The organism is Halobacillus litoralis (assembly GCF_020524025.1).
Lineage (GTDB): Bacteria > Bacillota > Bacilli > Bacillales > Halobacillaceae > Halobacillus > Halobacillus litoralis_D.
This window is the reverse complement of sequence record NZ_JAIVKN010000003.1, coordinates 422326-438946: the sequence shown is the minus strand read 5'-3', so window position 1 is coordinate 438946 and position 16621 is coordinate 422326. Positions and strand designations below refer to the sequence as shown.

Annotated in this window: 18 protein-coding genes and 2 other annotated features; of the genes, 15 read left to right on the top strand and 3 right to left on the bottom strand. The window is 42.4% G+C overall.

Features of this window, described 5'->3' with window-relative positions; translation table 11 throughout:
* Positions 1 to 281: 281 nt before the first annotated feature.
* Positions 282 to 405: a sequence feature (ribosomal protein L20 leader region), on the top strand.
* An 82-nt stretch (positions 406 to 487) separates the two neighbouring features.
* From infC to LC036_RS13765, 5 genes are all read left to right on the top strand, one after another.
* Positions 488 to 991, top strand: coding sequence for a translation initiation factor IF-3 (gene infC, locus LC036_RS13785; RefSeq protein WP_226583605.1), 504 nt, complete (start codon positions 488 to 490; stop codon positions 989 to 991).
* A gap of 32 nt (positions 992 to 1023) precedes the next feature.
* Entirely contained in the window at positions 1024 to 1221 is a 198-nt protein-coding gene (gene rpmI, locus LC036_RS13780) for a 50S ribosomal protein L35 (protein ID WP_027955182.1), read from the top strand.
* Positions 1222 to 1251: 30 nt separating this feature from the next.
* On the top strand, positions 1252 to 1608 hold the full coding sequence (rplT, locus tag LC036_RS13775; RefSeq protein ID WP_226583602.1) for a 50S ribosomal protein L20: 357 nt from the start codon (positions 1252 to 1254) through the stop codon (positions 1606 to 1608).
* Positions 1609 to 1677: 69 nt separating this feature from the next.
* Positions 1678 to 1959 carry a DUF1294 domain-containing protein gene (locus LC036_RS13770; protein ID WP_226583600.1) on the top strand — a complete coding sequence of 94 codons (282 nt, stop codon included), beginning with the start codon at positions 1678 to 1680 and terminating at the stop codon, positions 1957 to 1959.
* Between the two features lie 37 nt (positions 1960 to 1996).
* Positions 1997 to 2569 carry a TVP38/TMEM64 family protein gene (locus LC036_RS13765; protein WP_226583597.1) on the top strand — a complete coding sequence of 191 codons (573 nt, stop codon included), beginning with the start codon at positions 1997 to 1999 and terminating at the stop codon, positions 2567 to 2569.
* A gap of 36 nt (positions 2570 to 2605) precedes the next feature.
* On the opposite strand, the gene LC036_RS13760 is transcribed toward LC036_RS13765, so the two are convergent.
* Complete coding sequence (locus LC036_RS13760) at positions 2606 to 3010, bottom strand: sigma-w pathway protein ysdB (protein WP_226583594.1); 405 nt, start codon at positions 3008 to 3010, stop codon at positions 2606 to 2608.
* A 109-nt stretch (positions 3011 to 3119) separates the two neighbouring features.
* Here LC036_RS13760 and LC036_RS13755 point away from each other — a divergent pair, with 109 nt between their 5' ends.
* Both LC036_RS13755 and LC036_RS13750 read left to right on the top strand, forming a co-directional pair.
* The gene (locus LC036_RS13755; RefSeq protein WP_226583591.1) at positions 3120 to 3605 is read left to right on the top strand and encodes a dUTP diphosphatase; all 486 of its coding nucleotides are present in this window, start codon (positions 3120 to 3122) and stop codon (positions 3603 to 3605) included.
* Between the two features lie 82 nt (positions 3606 to 3687).
* A complete protein-coding gene (locus LC036_RS13750; RefSeq protein WP_226583588.1) occupies positions 3688 to 4773 on the top strand; it encodes a M42 family metallopeptidase in 1086 nt (361 codons plus the stop codon).
* Between the two features lie 48 nt (positions 4774 to 4821).
* Here the strand turns inward: LC036_RS13750 and sspI are convergent, their stop codons facing one another.
* The gene (sspI, locus tag LC036_RS13745) at positions 4822 to 5037 is read right to left on the bottom strand and encodes a small acid-soluble spore protein SspI (protein ID WP_226583585.1); all 216 of its coding nucleotides are present in this window, start codon (positions 5035 to 5037) and stop codon (positions 4822 to 4824) included.
* Between the two features lie 114 nt (positions 5038 to 5151).
* Between sspI and LC036_RS13740 the strand changes: the two genes are divergently transcribed.
* From LC036_RS13740 to pheT, 3 genes are all read left to right on the top strand, one after another.
* Positions 5152 to 5886 (top strand): TrmH family RNA methyltransferase, encoded by a 735-nt coding sequence (locus LC036_RS13740; protein ID WP_226583582.1) that lies wholly within the window; start codon positions 5152 to 5154, stop codon positions 5884 to 5886.
* A 57-nt stretch (positions 5887 to 5943) separates the two neighbouring features.
* Positions 5944 to 6163: a binding site (T-box leader), on the top strand.
* Positions 6164 to 6212: 49 nt separating this feature from the next.
* A complete protein-coding gene (gene pheS, locus LC036_RS13735) occupies positions 6213 to 7247 on the top strand; it encodes a phenylalanine--tRNA ligase subunit alpha (protein ID WP_226583578.1) in 1035 nt (344 codons plus the stop codon).
* A 15-nt stretch (positions 7248 to 7262) separates the two neighbouring features.
* Positions 7263 to 9689 (top strand): phenylalanine--tRNA ligase subunit beta, encoded by a 2427-nt coding sequence (gene pheT / locus LC036_RS13730; protein ID WP_226583575.1) that lies wholly within the window; start codon positions 7263 to 7265, stop codon positions 9687 to 9689.
* A gap of 231 nt (positions 9690 to 9920) precedes the next feature.
* On the opposite strand, the gene rnhC is transcribed toward pheT, so the two are convergent.
* Positions 9921 to 10859: a ribonuclease HIII gene (gene rnhC / locus LC036_RS13725; RefSeq protein WP_226583572.1), complete on the bottom strand. Its 939-nt coding sequence runs from the start codon at positions 10857 to 10859 to the stop codon at positions 9921 to 9923.
* 151 nt (positions 10860 to 11010) lie between these two features.
* Here rnhC and zapA point away from each other — a divergent pair, with 151 nt between their 5' ends.
* The 5 genes from zapA to LC036_RS13700 all read left to right on the top strand — a co-directional run bounded on the left by zapA (position 11011) and on the right by LC036_RS13700 (position 16467).
* Positions 11011 to 11304: a cell division protein ZapA gene (zapA, locus tag LC036_RS13720; protein WP_226583569.1), complete on the top strand. Its 294-nt coding sequence runs from the start codon at positions 11011 to 11013 to the stop codon at positions 11302 to 11304.
* The gene (locus LC036_RS13715; protein ID WP_226583567.1) at positions 11297 to 11839 is read left to right on the top strand and encodes a CvpA family protein; all 543 of its coding nucleotides are present in this window, start codon (positions 11297 to 11299) and stop codon (positions 11837 to 11839) included. Before zapA ends, LC036_RS13715 begins: the two co-directional genes overlap by 8 nt.
* A gap of 108 nt (positions 11840 to 11947) precedes the next feature.
* Positions 11948 to 13660, top strand: coding sequence for a DNA polymerase/3'-5' exonuclease PolX (gene polX / locus LC036_RS13710; protein ID WP_226583566.1), 1713 nt, complete (start codon positions 11948 to 11950; stop codon positions 13658 to 13660).
* Between the two features lie 26 nt (positions 13661 to 13686).
* Positions 13687 to 16032 carry an endonuclease MutS2 gene (locus tag LC036_RS13705; protein ID WP_226583563.1) on the top strand — a complete coding sequence of 782 codons (2346 nt, stop codon included), beginning with the start codon at positions 13687 to 13689 and terminating at the stop codon, positions 16030 to 16032.
* A 27-nt stretch (positions 16033 to 16059) separates the two neighbouring features.
* Positions 16060 to 16467, top strand: a complete 408-nt coding sequence (locus LC036_RS13700; RefSeq protein WP_226583561.1) for a DUF350 domain-containing protein — start codon at positions 16060 to 16062, stop codon at positions 16465 to 16467.
* The last annotated feature ends 154 nt before the right edge of the window (positions 16468 to 16621 follow it).

Below are 16621 nucleotides of genomic sequence, written 5' to 3'. Positions count from 1 at the left end.
GTCAACTAAAGCTGACGGAAACATTCTCTCCAATTCAAATCTTCAACAATCCTGTCCTTTTCTTGAACGAACCTAATATAAAATAAAAACACTGATCTTTAACAGATCCAGGTTTTAAAAGAATTTCATTTTCTTGAAAGGTCGTCTCAGCTTGAATTATCCCTTGATTTTTCAAGCTGTTTCCCTTATATTAAGTAAAGTAGTCATGGCGACGATATCTGGTTGTTGACATGAATCATTAGGCATGCTATTATAATTTAGGTAACTGAATGAACGGATCTAGAGACAAGTAGGAGCACCCGCTTCTCACCTGATCGACGCATAAATGCAGTTGGCAGGTCACTATTCCTTTGATATTTTTAGGAGACGTGTGGGTGCAATATGTACCGACACTTTTTTTATTTGCATTAGGAAATCTTGTCGATGACAGATCTCATATAAGTTTTCTAAAATTTGTTGGAGGTGGCTCGATATTAGCAAGGATAACATGAACGTTAATGAAAAAATCCGTGCCCGTGAAGTTCGTCTGATCGACGTAAATGGTGAGCAGCTTGGAGTTAAATCACGTAATGAAGCATTAGATATTGCAGCAAATGCAAATCTTGATCTTGTTATGGTGGCGCCAAATGCGAAGCCTCCGGTTTGCCGAGTGATGGACTACGGAAAGTATCGTTTCGAGCAGCAGAAGAAAGAAAAAGAAGCTCGTAAGAAACAAACCGTCATCAAAGTCAAAGAAGTTCGTCTCAGCCCTGGGATTGAAGATCATGACTTTAATACAAAACTTCGTAATGCACGTAAGTTCTTGTCTAAAGGTGACAAAGTGAAAGCATCTGTCCGTTTCCGCGGTCGTGCGATCACTCACAAAGAACTTGGACAAAAAGTACTTGAGCGTATGGCAGAAGAGTGCAAAGACATTGCCCAAGTTGAGACCAAGCCTAAAATGGAAGGTCGTAGTATGTTCTTAATGCTTGCTCCTCTTAGCGAGAAGTAAGTAACCGTATCAAGTAAAAGGAGGAAATTCACATGCCAAAAATGAAAACCCATAAAGGTTCTCAAAAACGCTTCAAAAAGACTGGAACAGGTAAAGTGAAACGTTCTCACGCATTCACAAGCCACTTGTTCGCTAACAAATCTACAAAACAAAAGCGTAAATTGCGTAAAGAGGCACTAGTTTCTGCTGGAGACTACCGCCGCATCAAGCATATGCTTCCAAAAGACTAATATAGAACGACATAAATAGGAGGGATTACCATGCCACGAGTAAAAGGTGGAACAGTGACACGTAAACGTCGTAACCGTGTCCTTAAACTAGCAAAAGGTTATTATGGTTCAAAACACGCACTATTCAAAACAGCTAAACAACAAGTAATGAAATCAGGTCAGTATGCTTACCGTGACCGTCGTCAGAAAAAACGCGACTTCCGTAAGCTTTGGATCGCTCGTATTAACGCTGCAGCGCGTTTAAACGACATTTCTTACAGCCGTCTAATGCACGGTCTTAAACTTGCGGGTATCGAAGTAAACCGTAAGATGCTGGCTGATCTTGCTGTAAACGATGCACAAGGTTTCGCAAGCTTGGCAGAGCAAGCTAAATCTGCTCTTAAATAAATTATAACAATAAAAAGAGAGTCATTTCCGTTCGGTAGGAAATGACTCTCTTTTTTTAGGAGGATATGTATGGGGGCAGAGTTATTTGTACTTTTCTATTATTTATTGATGAATACCCTTCTATACGTCCAGATGGGAAGGGATAAAAAGAGAGCTGAAAGGGGATCGTGGCGGATTAAAGAAAAGAATTTATGGGTGTTGGCTTTCCTGGGTGGTGCTCTGGGAGGAACGCTTGGAATGAAGAATTACCGTCATAAAACGAAGCACACAGCTTTTAAAGCAGGTTTTCCTTTTCTGGCTTTTCTTCAGCTCGCGGGGCTTTTCATCTTAGTCACCAGGTTCTACCTATAACACCCCTGTCATAAAATGTAGACAGGGAGGGGATGAAGTGGGCGATACACCAACAGCAGTTTTTGCATGGTTAGAACAACAAGAAGCCTGGGCACCGCTCTTATTCATAGGTATTCACTTACTTAGACCTTTTTTATTTCTGCCCGTTATGCTTGTATGCATCACCGGGGGCGTCCTGTTTGGTCCAATTGCCGGCACTGCTTATTCGGTCATTGGTACAATGTTATCCAGTTTATTGTTTTACCGCACGATACGACTCGTTCCGTCAGGCTTGAAAAAATTAAAAACCATTAAAGAAAAGTGGCTCAAAAGGCAGTCCAATTTAACAGTTAGACAAGTGGCTGTATTACGCTTAGTGCCGTTTATACACTTTCATCTATTATCGTACTGCCTTTTAGAGATTAGTGCTGATTTTAAAGAGTATGCGAAGTCTTCTTTAATGGCCAATTTTCCACTTGCTATTATTTATACATCTGTCGGCCAATGGATTACCTTACTTTCGATTCCTATGATGCTTGCTTTTTCTGGTGGGCTCATTGCTTTATGCTACATGATTAGAAAGAAATACGAGGTTTTAGTGTGGCGTGAATTTTTTCAAACCAGCGCATAAGAAAAATCCTTTCTGCCGGGAGCAGAAAGGATTTTTTTAATCGTGCTTTCCTTTTAGGGGGTGGATGATCAGCCTGTTTACTGGATACTTCCATTCGATAGACGCATAGGGATAACGGATAAGGATCTCTTTTTCCATAAAGTAAATATCTTCCCGGTCCAGCCCTTGAAGCCTTTCGGGATTGTGGGCGCTGACGTTGATGGTCACTACTTCGAAAGCATCTTCGGTTGTCCCGAGATATTTTTCCCCTTCAAATACATGTCCTTTGTAAGTAATGAGGAAGTTTTCTTTGGTATTCTCTTTGTTATCATGGAAATAAAATTCCTGACGGTCTCTGGCTAACTCTAATTTCCTTTTAGGATTGACAATAAATTTATAGGCTGTGTAAATAATAAAAGCAATGGCGATTAATAATAGTAAACGGAATAAGTAAATAATCATTTGTATCGTCTCCCTATTTAAGGTTCATAAGCTACATACGATTGAACCTGTCCATTTGTTTCACAAAATGATACATTAGGATAGATTATTTTTGGGAGGGATCAGAGTTATGTTGTGGGAATCTTTATATACCATGCAGGGTCGCTTAGATGAATATATTGAAAACCAGCACAAGCTGTATAAAGGTGAAAAGGTACAAGAGAAGATACTGGCTCTTCTCGTAGAATTGGGAGAACTGGCGAATGAAACAAGGTGCTTTAAATTTTGGAGTACAAAGGGACCTAGTGACAAGGCTGTCATTCTCGAGGAGTTTGTAGATGGTGTTCATTTCCTGCTTTCAATAGGATTGGATTTAGATCTTCGTTTTGTTTCTCAAAGTCACAATAAGGGAGATTTTGAACAAACAGAAAGCTTTCTAAAAGTGTATGAGGCGGTAGAAAGATTCCGGTTGCAGCAAGATGCGCCTTCTTATAACCAGATGTTTTCTGCTTATCTAAATCTTGGATTATCACTTGGAATTACAGAGGATGAATTGAGACAAGCGTATGAAAATAAAAACAGGATTAATTTTGAGAGACAGGACCAGGGTTATTAATAACGCAAGGTTCGCAATTTTTGTGAAATCGTTTGAAAACGGTTATAATATCACTGGATAGTTAAAGGAGGAAATGATACATATGGCTAAAACAGATGAAACGTTAAAAATGTTGAAAGATCTGACTGACGCAAAAGGTGTCCCGGGTAATGAAAGGGAAGCACGTGAAGTTATGAAACAATACATCACTCCTTATGCAGATGAAGTATTTACAGATAATCTTGGAAGTTTAATCGCTAAAAAGATTGGTAATAAAAAGGGACCGAGCATCATGGTGGCAGGTCACCTGGATGAAGTCGGTTTTATGGTGACAAGAATCGATGACAACGGTTATATCTATTTCCAGACAGTTGGCGGATGGTGGAGCCAGGTTATGTTAGCGCAGCGTGTCACGATTATGACACGTAATGGAGACCTTACCGGGGTTATTGGTTCTAAGCCGCCACATATTCTCCCTCCAGAACAACGCAAAAAAGCCATCGATATTAAAGATATGTTTATAGATATCGGAGCTTCCAGCAGAGAAGAAGCGATGGAATTTGGCGTGAAGCCTGGTGATTCTGTTGTTCCATACTTTGAATTCACTCAAATGAAGAATGAGAAAATGCTTTTGGCAAAAGCATGGGATAACCGTATTGGCTGTGCCATCGCTATTGAAGTACTGAAGCAGTTGAAAGGTGAGAAGCATCCGAATATTGTTTACGGTGTAGGTACAGTTCAAGAAGAAGTTGGTCTGCGGGGAGCGCGTACATCTGCGAACTTAATTAATCCGGACATTGCCTTCGGAGTAGATGTTGGTATTGCAGGAGATACTCCTGGTGTGTCTGATAAAGATGCAGACAGCAAAATGGGAGACGGCCCTCAAATTATCCTTTACGATGCTTCTATGATTTCTCATAAGGGAGTGCGTGACTTTGTAACGGATACAGCAGATGAGCATGAGATTCCTTATCAGTTCTCTTCTCTTGCTGGCGGAGGAACGGATTCAGGGGCTATTCACCTGAGCCATGACGGCGTACCAGCTCTATCTATTACAATTGCAACGCGTTATATCCACTCTCATGCAGCTATGCTTCATAGAGATGATTTTGAGAATGCTGTCCGATTAATCGTTGAGGTTATTAAAGGACTGGATGCAGACAAAGTACAGGAAATTACATTCCAATAAGATGAAAAGCCAACCTGTCCGGGTTGGCTTTTTTAGCTTTATTCCTGCTTATTGGTTTTGTTTTAAGCTTTGCTCTAAAGTATCAAGAATCTCTTGTTTTTCTTGATCATCGGATTCTTTCCATAACATTTCAAAAAAGACACCTAAACCAGGAAGCATCTTTTCCTCGCCTTTTTGCAGGGCATCGTCAATCGTTGCTTCCAGCTGTTCAGCGTTATGGCCGCTAACATTGGAAAGGATTGCTGCTCTTAAGTTTAAATTCATCTGACTCAACCTCCTTTTTATCAACTTGCGAAAAATATTCACCATTAGTTTGACCAACCATGCCTTGCGTATGTATGATGAATGAGAAATAAACACGTAAATGAGGGACGAACTATGTTAACTTCCTTACAGAACGCGAAAGTAAAGGAATGGAAAAAGCTACATAAACGAAAATATAGAAACCAATCCGCGCAGTTTTTAGTGGAAGGTTTTCATATGGTTGAAGAAGTATTGAAAAGCAGTTGGGAAGTAAAGGAATTAATCATCCGTGAGGGGACAGAATTCCCACTTCCTGAAGGCATTCCTTATACTCTTGTCAGCCCGCAGGTTTTTACGGCGATTGCAGAAACAGAAACGCCGCAGGGAATTGCTGCTGTTGTAGGTAAAGAAAACAGGGGGTTTGAACCGAAGGCACTTACTCTCATGATCGATGCCGTTCAAGATCCAGGAAATGTAGGCACACTCATCCGAACAGCAGATGCTGCAGGGTTTGATCAGGTTATCCTGGGCACGGGTTCGGTTGATGCTTATAATGATAAGGTGCTGCGAGCTACCCAGGGATCTATATTTCATATCCCAATTTTTGCTGGTGATCTAGAGGAATACATTCAGCCGTTAAAAGAAGCAGGGACAGAAATCTGGGCTTCTACACTGGAAGATGCTCACCCCTTTCAACAACTGCAGCCAACCGGGAAATCGGCTATAATTGTTGGCAATGAAGGCCAGGGTATACAGCAGCACATCGTCCGTCAAGCAGATAAGCAGGTGTACATTCCCATTTACGGGCAGGCAGAATCCTTGAATGTGGCAATTGCAGGTGCTGTTTTAATGTATCATTTAAAAAGCTGAGGTTGCATCCAAAGGTTTCTTTGACTATAATGTATTCAGTTGAAGTAATTATATCTATAAAAAGCTGAGAAAGAGCATAGTAAATAAATGGGAATCGTTGCAGGGAAGAAGCACCTTAGACTGGAAGTGCCTCTAACGTTACATTTATTGAAGATTCACTCTGGAGCTGGCCATGCATTGGCCCGGATGCCAAATCCGTTATTGTATCGAAGTGGGCACATGAAGTGTGTCAACAAGGGTGGTACCGCGAAACGACCATACAAGTCTCGTCCCTTTTTTTAGGGAGGGGGCTTTTTTTATTTTCATATTGAAGGAGGAGTTATGGAATGAAGGAACGTTTAGAACAGTTAAAGCAGGAAGCTTTACAAAAAGTTGAACAAGCAGATTCTATCCAAAGCTTAAAAGATGTCAGAGTCGAATACTTAGGGAAAAAAGGACCAATCACAGAAGTCCTTCGAGGTATGGGGAAGCTCTCTAAAGAAGAACGCCCGGTCATCGGTCAGTTAGCCAATGATGTACGTGAGAACATTGCGGAAGCGATCGAAACGAAACAGACGGCTCTCGAAGATGCAGCCTTGGAAAAACAATTAGAAGAGGAAAGCATTGACGTCACTCTGCCTGCACGTCCGGTTCAAGTTGGAGGACCACACTTACTGACGAGCATTGTAGAAGAGATTGAAGATCTGTTTATTGGGATGGGATTTGAAATTAAGGAAGGCCCTGAGGTTGAAACAGACTACTATAACTTTGAAGCGTTAAATCTTCCTAAAGGTCACCCGGCGCGCGATATGCAGGATTCCTTTTATGTAACAGAAGAGCTGCTCATGCGTACGCATACGTCGCCGGTACAGGCGCGCACTATGGGAGCAAAGAATGGCAGTGAGCCAGTTAAAATGATCTGCCCTGGTAAGGTATACCGACGTGACACAGATGACGCGACACACTCTCATCAATTTACACAGATCGAAGGACTGCTTGTTGATAAACATGTTCGAATGAGTGATTTGAAAGGTGTATTGAACGCTTTTGCTAAGCAGATGTTTGGAGCGGAGCGTGAAATCCGCCTGCGTCCAAGCTTCTTCCCATTCACAGAACCGTCTGTAGAAATGGATATCTCATGTAAAGTCTGCGGCGGGGAAGGCTGCTCTGTCTGTAAAGGTACAGGCTGGATTGAAATTCTTGGGGGCGGAATGGTTCACCCGAACGTGTTGGAGATGGCTGGATATGACTCTAAAGAGTATTCAGGATTCGCTTTCGGTATGGGACCAGAACGAATTGCCATGTTGAAGTATGGGGTTGATGACATCCGTCACTTCTATACAAACGATATCCGATTCTTAGAACAATACCATAAGGCATAAGGGAGGAATGGAATCATGCTCGTATCATTAAATTGGTTGCAAGAATATATCGATGTCAGTAATTATTCACCGGATGAACTGGCAGAAATCATTACAAAAACCGGAATTGAAGTGGAGAGTGTTGAGCCGGTAGCAGAAGACATTAAAGGTGTTGTAGTCGGGTACGTAAAATCCTGTGAACAGCATCCAAATGCCGACAAACTCAATTTGTGTCAAGTGGATGTAGGAACAGAAACCCTGCAGATCGTTTGTGGCGCTCCAAACGTAGCCCAAGGACAAAAAGTAGCTGTAGCTACCCCGGGCGCTGTCCTTCCCGGCAATTTTAAAATTAAAAAAACGAAATTAAGAGGCGAAGAGTCCCACGGAATGATTTGTTCCCTTCAAGAGCTCGGTATTGATGAAAAAGACGTGCCTAAGGAGTTTGCAGACGGAATTTTTGTCTTCCCTGAGGATGTAGAGGTAGGAGCCAATGCGGTTTCTCTCCTTAACCTTGATGATTTAATCATTGAACTTGGTTTAACACCTAACCGTTCGGATGCAATGAGCATGGCGGGTGTGGCTTATGAAGTCGCAGCTGCTATTGATGGAACCTATACGCTTGCAAAAGAACAAGTGGAGTCAGCTGATGAGAAAGCGTCCGATTACATTTCAGTACAGGTGGAAGATTCCGAAGCAAACCCTTACTATGGAGCTTTTGTTATAAAAAATATTGAAGTGGGTCCTTCCCCGTTATGGATTCGTAATCGTCTGACAGCTGCGGGCGTGCGTCCGATTAATAATGTGGTGGATATTACAAACTATGTTTTAATGGAGTATGGCCAGCCGCTACATGCCTTTGACTATGATCGCTTCGGCTCGAGCACCATTGTGACCCGCCGGGCTGAAGAAGGAGAAACGATGGTGACTCTGGACGACCAGGAGCGTAAATTGAAGCCGGAGCATCTTGTGATTACTAATGGAAAAGAGCCTCATGCTATTGCTGGTGTGATGGGTGGAGCTGAATCCGAGGTGCAGGATGATACAACTACCATTATCCTGGAAGCTGCTTATTTCAGCCCTGCTGTTGTCCGCGAAGCCTCTAAAGACCATGGTTTGCGCAGCGAATCGAGTACCCGCTTTGAAAAAGGGGTCGATCCTAACCGTGTCGAGCGCGCTGGAAAACGAGCATGTGAACTCCTCCAGCAATATGCTAATGGTGTAGTGCTGGATGGTGTGGTTGCCCATGATGAGCTGGATCGTTCAGAAAAGCAAGTGACTGTTAAGACGAGTATCATTAATGATCGTCTGGGTACGGAGATTACAAATGACCAGATGGCTGATATTTTCCGTCGTCTTCAGTTCTCGTATGAGCAAAATGGTGAGGAGTTTGTAGTGTCTATCCCGACGCGCAGAGGGGATATTACAATTTTCGAAGATATGTTGGAAGAAGTGGCGCGTATTTACGGATACGATAACCTACCTTTCACGCTTCCTGAAGGAGCCTCCCAGGCTGGTGGTCTTACACTACCCCAGCAATTAAAGCGCAGAGTGAAAGCATACTTTGAAGGTGCAGGACTTCATGAAACGATTACTTATTCACTGACTCATAAAGATAAGACAGCGTTGCTTGTAAGTCCGGAAGTCCAAGAGCAGGCAGTAAGTCCAGTTGGTCTAGCTATGCCGATGAGTGAGGATCATGCTTATTTACGATTAAGTATGCTGCCTGAATTACTCGAATCTCTCTCCTACAATGTCGCTCGTAAACAGGAAGACTTAGCTTATTATGAAGTCGGAACAGTCTTCATCAGCGAAGAGCAGGAAGTGACAAAACAGCCGGAAGAGGTCTTACGTGCATCTGGTGCCATGACAGGAAAATGGACAAATCACCTGTGGCAGCAGGATAAGAAGGCTGTTGATTTCTTTGTCGTTAAGGGAGTAGTTGAAGGTCTTAGTGAGCAGCTTGGTTTGTCATTCTCTTATGAAAAAGCAAAACTGCCTTCTATGCACCCGGGCCGGACAGCTGTCATCCGCTCTGCTGGGAAAACAGTAGGATTTGTCGGGCAGGTTCATCCAAAAGTACAAAAGGAATTTGGTCTAAAAGAAACGTATGTATTCGATGTGAATCTGGAAGAGCTCTTCCGTCAGTATGAAAAAGAAGAAACATTCCAGGCTATTCCGCGTCATCCTTCTGTTTCACGCGACATCGCTCTTGTGGTTGATGAAAACGTGACAGCGGGTGCGATTGCATCAACGATTACAGAAGCAGGGGCTCCTCTCGTTAAAGATGTACAGGTGTTTGACGTGTATCAAGGGGAACACTTGGAAGAAGGCAAGAAATCTCTAGCTTTCCGTCTCCTATACATGGACCCGCTTCGTACGCTGAAAGATCAGGAAGTAGAGGAAGCGCACAACCAGATTCTTGCAGCTGTTAAAGAGCAGCATGAAGCAGAGCTGCGAGGGTAATAACTCTTATAAAGGTTTAAAACTCTGTTTATAATAAAAGGAACTTTCCCTCAGGGAAAGTTCCTTTTTTCTTTTTGTTCTGTTCAAACACAGGTTTATCTACTGCATTAGGTGAAATGGATCCATTCATATTCATCCTTCTTAAGTGTCTTTCTTGTGAAAAAACAACTTCAGCTTAAGCCCCGGCCTAAATAAAAAGCCCCTCGAGTATAAAAACTCAGGGGGCTTCAGTTATTTTACTAATTTTTTGGCTTTTTGAGTGTTAGCGAAGTGAACTTTCGCGAGCTCATCAAGTTTTGTTTCTCCATAGGCTTTAATAATAGCGGCGGCAGCCTGGTCTACTTTAGATGATGCCCCTTTAGGGATCGGGAGACCGGTATCAAACTCCAGTTGATTCATGGCTTTTACAAAAGCAGAACGGGCAATAATTGACCCCGTAGCGACTGCAATGGAATAGCTTTCTGCTTTAGTCATGAAATACACATTGTTCTGAAGCGTCTGGTTCTCACTTTTAAGATGTTTCTGATATACGTGCGGCTCAGAAAATTGGTCGATAAGAATCCCATCCGGCTTTTCTGGTTCGATTTTTTTAAGCAGGCTGTTGAGGGCCTGATGGTGTAGGATGGTCTTTATTTTTCCCTGACTCCAACCTTTTCTCTGCCATTGGTTGTATTTCTTATTTGGCAGACGGAGTAAGCTGTATGGAATCTTCATAGCCACAATATCTTTTGCAAGGTCGGTAATTTGAGCATCAGATAAGTTTTTGGAGTCCTTTACACCAATGGCTTTAAGCTGTGGAATCTGCTCTGCTTTCACATAAGCCGCTGCCACAGTGATCGGTCCGAAGTAATCCCCTGTACCCGCTTCATCAGAGCCGATATGAGAGCTCGTGAAAAGTTTCTCATCTGGATGAAAAGCATGTTGTGTACGCCCGCTTTTCTTTGTGCTTTTGGAAGTGGATGATGAGGCTGTCCCCCACTTGTCTGCTTCTACACCAGGGTTCTGTCCTTGAAAAAGCACTTTACCTGAACGGTAGGCTGTAATTGTACACGCATTTGTTTTTGCTGCAAAAAGGGCACTGGCTGGAGGGTTTGGTTTTTGTTGTCGTGCATAGTGTGCTTTCATTTCCTCTAAAGTAGAGGCTGGTAATTTCAATACAACTTGAGGCATAACGAATTCCTTTCTGCATTTGGAAAATGATAAGAACAGTATAGCAAAATGGATGTAAAAAGAGAACATTTACGAAAAACATCCATATTGGTTTCCTAATTGTCAACACTCATGTTAATATAAAGCTTAGGATTGAGAGAAACTAGGGGGTATGAATGTGTCGCAGTCAGACCAAGAAAAAAAGAGAATTACAGTGGAGATCAATAAACGGTCTTACACTATAGTTGGTCATGAAGAGCCTCATCATATCCGTATGGTATCGAGTCTGGTGGATCAGAAAATGCGTGAAATCCATGAAGCGAATCCTAGTCTGGATACGGCCATGCTGGCTGTTCTGACCGCTGTGAATACAATGAACGAGTATATAAAGCTGAAGGACGAGTGCACAGACCTGATGAACTATATAGAAAAGATAGAGAAAGAGGACGACAAGGATTATGATTGATTTATTGTTAGTGTTTTTACTATTTATAGGTGTGATGACAGGCTTGAAGAGAGGATTTATTCTTCAACTGTTTCATCTGATTGGCTTTGTTGTAGCTTTTGTAGTTGCAGTTCTTTATTACGATAATCTGGCCCCCAAACTGACTTTATGGGTTCCTTACCCTGAGCTGCCGGGAGAGTCCTCATGGGCAGTCTTTTTAGAAGACCTGCCATTAGAACAGGCTTTTTATAACGCGATTGCTTTTGCTATCATATTTTTTGGAGCAAAGATTATCCTACATATTATTGCGTCGATGTTAGACTTCGTTTCTGAGCTGCCGATTCTGAATTCATTAAATACGATATTAGGCGGAATTTTAGGCTTTGTTGAAAACTATGTCATTTTGTTCGTCGTGTTGTACATAGCGGCGCTGGTACCTGTGGCAGGGGTGCAGAGTGCGTTGGATGGATCGATTCTTGCCCAGCTGATCATCGAGCATACCCCGGTTTTTTCTGAACAGTTGAAAACACTGTGGATTGAACATGTAGCGGGCTGATCAAGGACGTTTTAGATGAGATGTGGAAAGAGCCGCTATGATTATGATCATGGCGGCTCTTTTTCATGAAGAGGAAAAGTCGCGCGTTAAAAAAGGAGTAGTGAGAATATGTCTGTAGATAAAAAGCAAGTGATCAAACTGCTTGAGAAAATCGCTGTATATCTTGAACTCAAAGGAGAAAACCCTTTTAAAATATCGGCTTACCGTAAGGCAGCCCAAGCCTTGGAACGAGATGACCGATCCTTAAGTGAAATGGAAGATTTCACAAAAATGAAGGGCATAGGAAAAGGCACCGCTGCTGTTATAGATGAGTACATTGCGAATGAAGAATCCGACACCTTAAAGCAGCTCCAGGCTGAAGTTCCAGAAGGACTAGTCCCCCTGCTTAATCTGCCGGGGCTTGGCGGTAAGAAATTGGCCAAGCTGTACCAAAAGCTTGAAGTAACCGATGCAGAGACGCTGAAGGAAGCTTTAGAAAGTGGCAGGGTAGAGGAGTTGGAGGGTTTTGGCAAAAAATCGGCAGAGAAAATGCTGAAGGCCTTAGAAGAAGCAGACACCCGTCCAGAACGTTTACCCATCGCTATGATGCTGCCGTTGGCAGAAAAAGTGGAGTCTTTTCTTGAGAATGCTCAAACGTTCACTCGTTTTTCACGAGCTGGAAGTTTAAGAAGGATGAGAGAGACGATTAAAGATCTTGATTTCATCATTGCTTCAGAATCACCTGCGGATACAAGGGATGAGCTTTTGGCGTATCCAGATATCAAAGATGTCGTTGCCTCAGGAGAGACGAAAGTATCAATCGTCGTTAATGAAGGGTATGATATTGGGATCGATTTTCGAATCGTAGCACCACATGAGTTTGCGACGACCCTGCATCACTTTACAGGCTCAAAAGACCATAATGTGGCTATGAGACAGTTAGCCAAAGAACAAAACGAAAAAATAAGTGAATATGGTATTGAAAATATAGAAACAGGTGAAGTGAAAACCTTCGAAGATGAGACATCATTTTTTAAACATTTCGACTTAAATTTTATTCCTCCTGAAGTGCGGGAAAATTACGGGGAAGTAGAAAAATTTAAAAAACCCATCCAACTTATTGAGCAGACCGATATTCGCGGCGATCTTCATATGCACTCAACTTGGAGTGATGGGGCTCAATCCATTAAAGAAATGGCAGAACGGGCAAAGTCGAAAGGGTATGACTATATAGCCATCACAGATCACTCCAAATACTTACGTGTGGCAAATGGACTGAATGAAGAACGCCTGCGGCTTCAAAAGGTCGAGATCGATAAATTGAATGCAGCGATGGAAGATTTCCATATCTTTGCAGGGATTGAAATGGACATCCTCCCAGACGGACGGTTGGATTTCGATGATGATTTCCTAAAAGAAATGGATTTCGTGATTGCTTCTATTCATTCCAGTTTTCAACAATCTGAGGAACAAATTATGGAACGATTAACCCATGCTCTTGAAAATCCCCATGTGGATATGATTGCTCACCCGACAGGGCGTTTGATCGGACGGAGAGAAGGATATGCGGTTAATCTTGAGCAATTGATTGAAGGCGCCGGGCGCACAGGAACTATTTTAGAACTGAATGCCAACCCGAATCGGTTGGATTTGAATTGGGAGTGGCTTATGAAAGCTCAGGATGAAGGCGTGAACATTGCGATTAATACCGATGCTCACAGCTATCCGATGCTTGATCATATGAGAATCGGGGTAGGATCTGCCCGTAAAGGCTGGCTGAGGAAAGAAACAGTCGTTAATACATGGTCAAAAGAACAGCTGATAGATAAATTGAAATCCTAGAGGAGCAATAAAGGAGACGGTCACACATGAATCAACGAATCCTCCATGTACTAGAATTTAAAAAAATTGTGGAACAATTAAATGAGCAGGCAGCATCTTCTTTAGGAAAAGAGAAAACAGCTGCATTAAAACCATCTTCAGATCTTGATGAAGTGCTTCAATGGCAGAAAGAAACTGACGAGGCTGGACAAGTACTGCGCCTAAAAGGCCATGTACCTCTCGGAGGAATTTTTAATATTAAACCGAGTTTAAAAAGAACAACGATCGGCGGCATGCTGAGTGCACTTGAATGTCTGGATATCGCCAGTACCATTTATGGCGGGAGACAACTAAAAAGATTCATTGAGGATATGGAAGAGCCTGAAATGCCTATCCTTAGAGAGATGGTTTCCAGCATTGTTCCCATGAAAGAGCTTGAGGACGAGATTAGAAACTGCATTGACGAACATGGCACCGTTATGGATGGTGCGTCTGAAAAACTACGTTCAATCCGATCTAAGATCCGTACCAATGAGAGTCGAGTCAGGGATAAGATGGATTCTTTCACCAAATCTAAATCGAATATGTTATCCGATGCGATTGTAACGATCAGAAATGAACGGTATGTTCTACCGGTTAAACAGGAGTATCGGGGTTCTATTGGAGGGATTGTCCATGATCAGTCCTCTTCTGGAGCCACACTGTTTATAGAACCACAGACCGTTGTCGATTTAAACAACCAGCTGCAGGAAGCACGCGTTCAGGAAAAGAACGAAATAGAAAAGATATTAAAGGAACTATCAGAGTCTATCGCTGAATATTATGACATCTTATATGAAAATGTGACGATCTTAGGTAATGTAGACTTTATGTTTGCAAGAGCCAAGCTTGGACAGTCCATGAAAGCATCCATGCCTGCGATGAATGATGAAGGGCGAATTAAAATGCAGCAGGCAAGGCATCCACTGATTTCTGATGACGAAGTCGTCCCGAACGATATTGAAATTGGTGAAGACTATACATCCATTGTTATTACAGGACCAAATACAGGAGGAAAAACGGTTACCTTAAAGCTTGTTGGTCTTTGTACGCTGATGGCGCAGTCCGGATTGCAGGTCCCTGCTATGGACGGATGTGAGCTGGCTGTGTTTGAAGAAGTGTACGCAGATATCGGAGACGAACAATCCATTGAACAAAGCTTATCTACTTTTTCTTCACACATGACAAATATAGTGGACATCCTAAACAAGGTCGATCATAAATCTCTTGTTCTTTTTGATGAACTTGGCGCGGGAACAGACCCTCAGGAAGGTGCTGCCCTTGCAATGTCTATATTAGATGAAGTGGTCAAAAGAGATGCAAGGGTGATAGCGACGACTCACTATCCTGAGTTGAAAGCTTATGGTTACAATCGACCAGGTGTAATCAATGCTTCTGTAGAATTTGATATTCAAACACTAAGGCCTACGTATCGTTTGCTTATTGGAGTCCCAGGCCGAAGCAATGCCTTTGAAATTTCCCGGCGTCTAGGTCTGGATGAAGGAGTCATCGAATCTGCTAAAAGTCACATTGGTGTAGATTCCCAGAGCGTAGAGAATATGATTGCTTCCTTGGAAGAGTCTAAACGCGGAGCTGAGCAGGATTATGAAGAGGCGGAACGCCTTCTTCAAGAAGCAGAAGATTTAAGAAATGAATTGCAACGCAAATGGGATCAATTCGAGGACCAGAAACAAAAGCTCTATGAAAAAGCAGAGCAAAAAGCAGAAAAAGCTATTCGTCAGGCGAGAGAAGAAGCAGAAGGAATTGTCGGTGAAATCCGCAGCATGAAATCACAGGCTCAAATGAAAGAGCATGAATGGATTGAGGCGCGCAAAATGTTTGATGAAGCCCAGCCGGAGCTTGCGAAAAAGAAAGCGAAAGCACCTGAACCTAAAAAGAAAGATACAACAGAGTTGAATGCTGGGGATGAAGTGAAGCTGTTAACTCTTAATCAACAAGGGACAATAGTGGAGCAGACAGGGAAGAATGAATATCAAGTTCAGGTAGGAGTTATGAAAGTAAAAGCGAAGCGGAAAGAACTGGAGTTTGTTAAAGCCAAAGAACCTTATAAAGAAAAACCAATGGCTACTGTTAAAGGGAAAAGTTTTCATGTTAAAGCAGAACTTGATCTGCGTGGGGAGCGTTATGAAGATGCATTGAACCGTTTGGAGAAATATATTGATGACGCCCTTCTAGCGGGTTATCCTCAAGTCTCCATTATTCACGGAAAAGGCACAGGGGCTCTTCGTACAGCTGTTCAAAATTATGCTAAAAACCATAGAAGTATTGCTTCTTATCGTGCTGGAGGCATGAATGAAGGCGGCAGTGGTGTCACTGTTTTAGAACTACGTTAAACCGGATCATAAAGGGAGCGGACAAGGATGAATGCTTTTTGGGAAAATCCATTAGTAGAAACAGCAGCCAGTTATAGCGTCGTTGTTCTATGCCTCGTTGTTTTCATGGCCATATTTGAAATCGTAACGTCTTATAACAATTGGGAAGAAATAAAAAAGGGCAATGTTGCTGTAGCTATGGCAACAGGAGGGAAATTGTTTGGGATAGCCAATATATTCCGCTTTTCCATTGAGCACAACGATTCTCTCGCTCAGACGATGGGCTGGGGGTTGTTCGGTTTCAGCCTATTATTATGTGGCTATTTTATTTTTGAGTTCTTGACTCCTTCCTTCAAGATCGATCAGGAGATCGCTGAAAATAATCAGGCCGTTGGATTTATTTCTTTAGTTATTTCCGTAGGTCTTTCCTATGTTATAGGTGCGAATATTATATAAGGAGAGAGTTTGTGGAAACCTTAGCGAAAATTTTAATGGTCGTAGCCGCTGTTTTTTTAATCGTCGGCATACTATTCTTTCTAATTTAATACCTTCTGAAAAAAGCAGCTTATTGCAATAAGCTGCTTTTTTATTTGGCTCTGTTATACCTGGA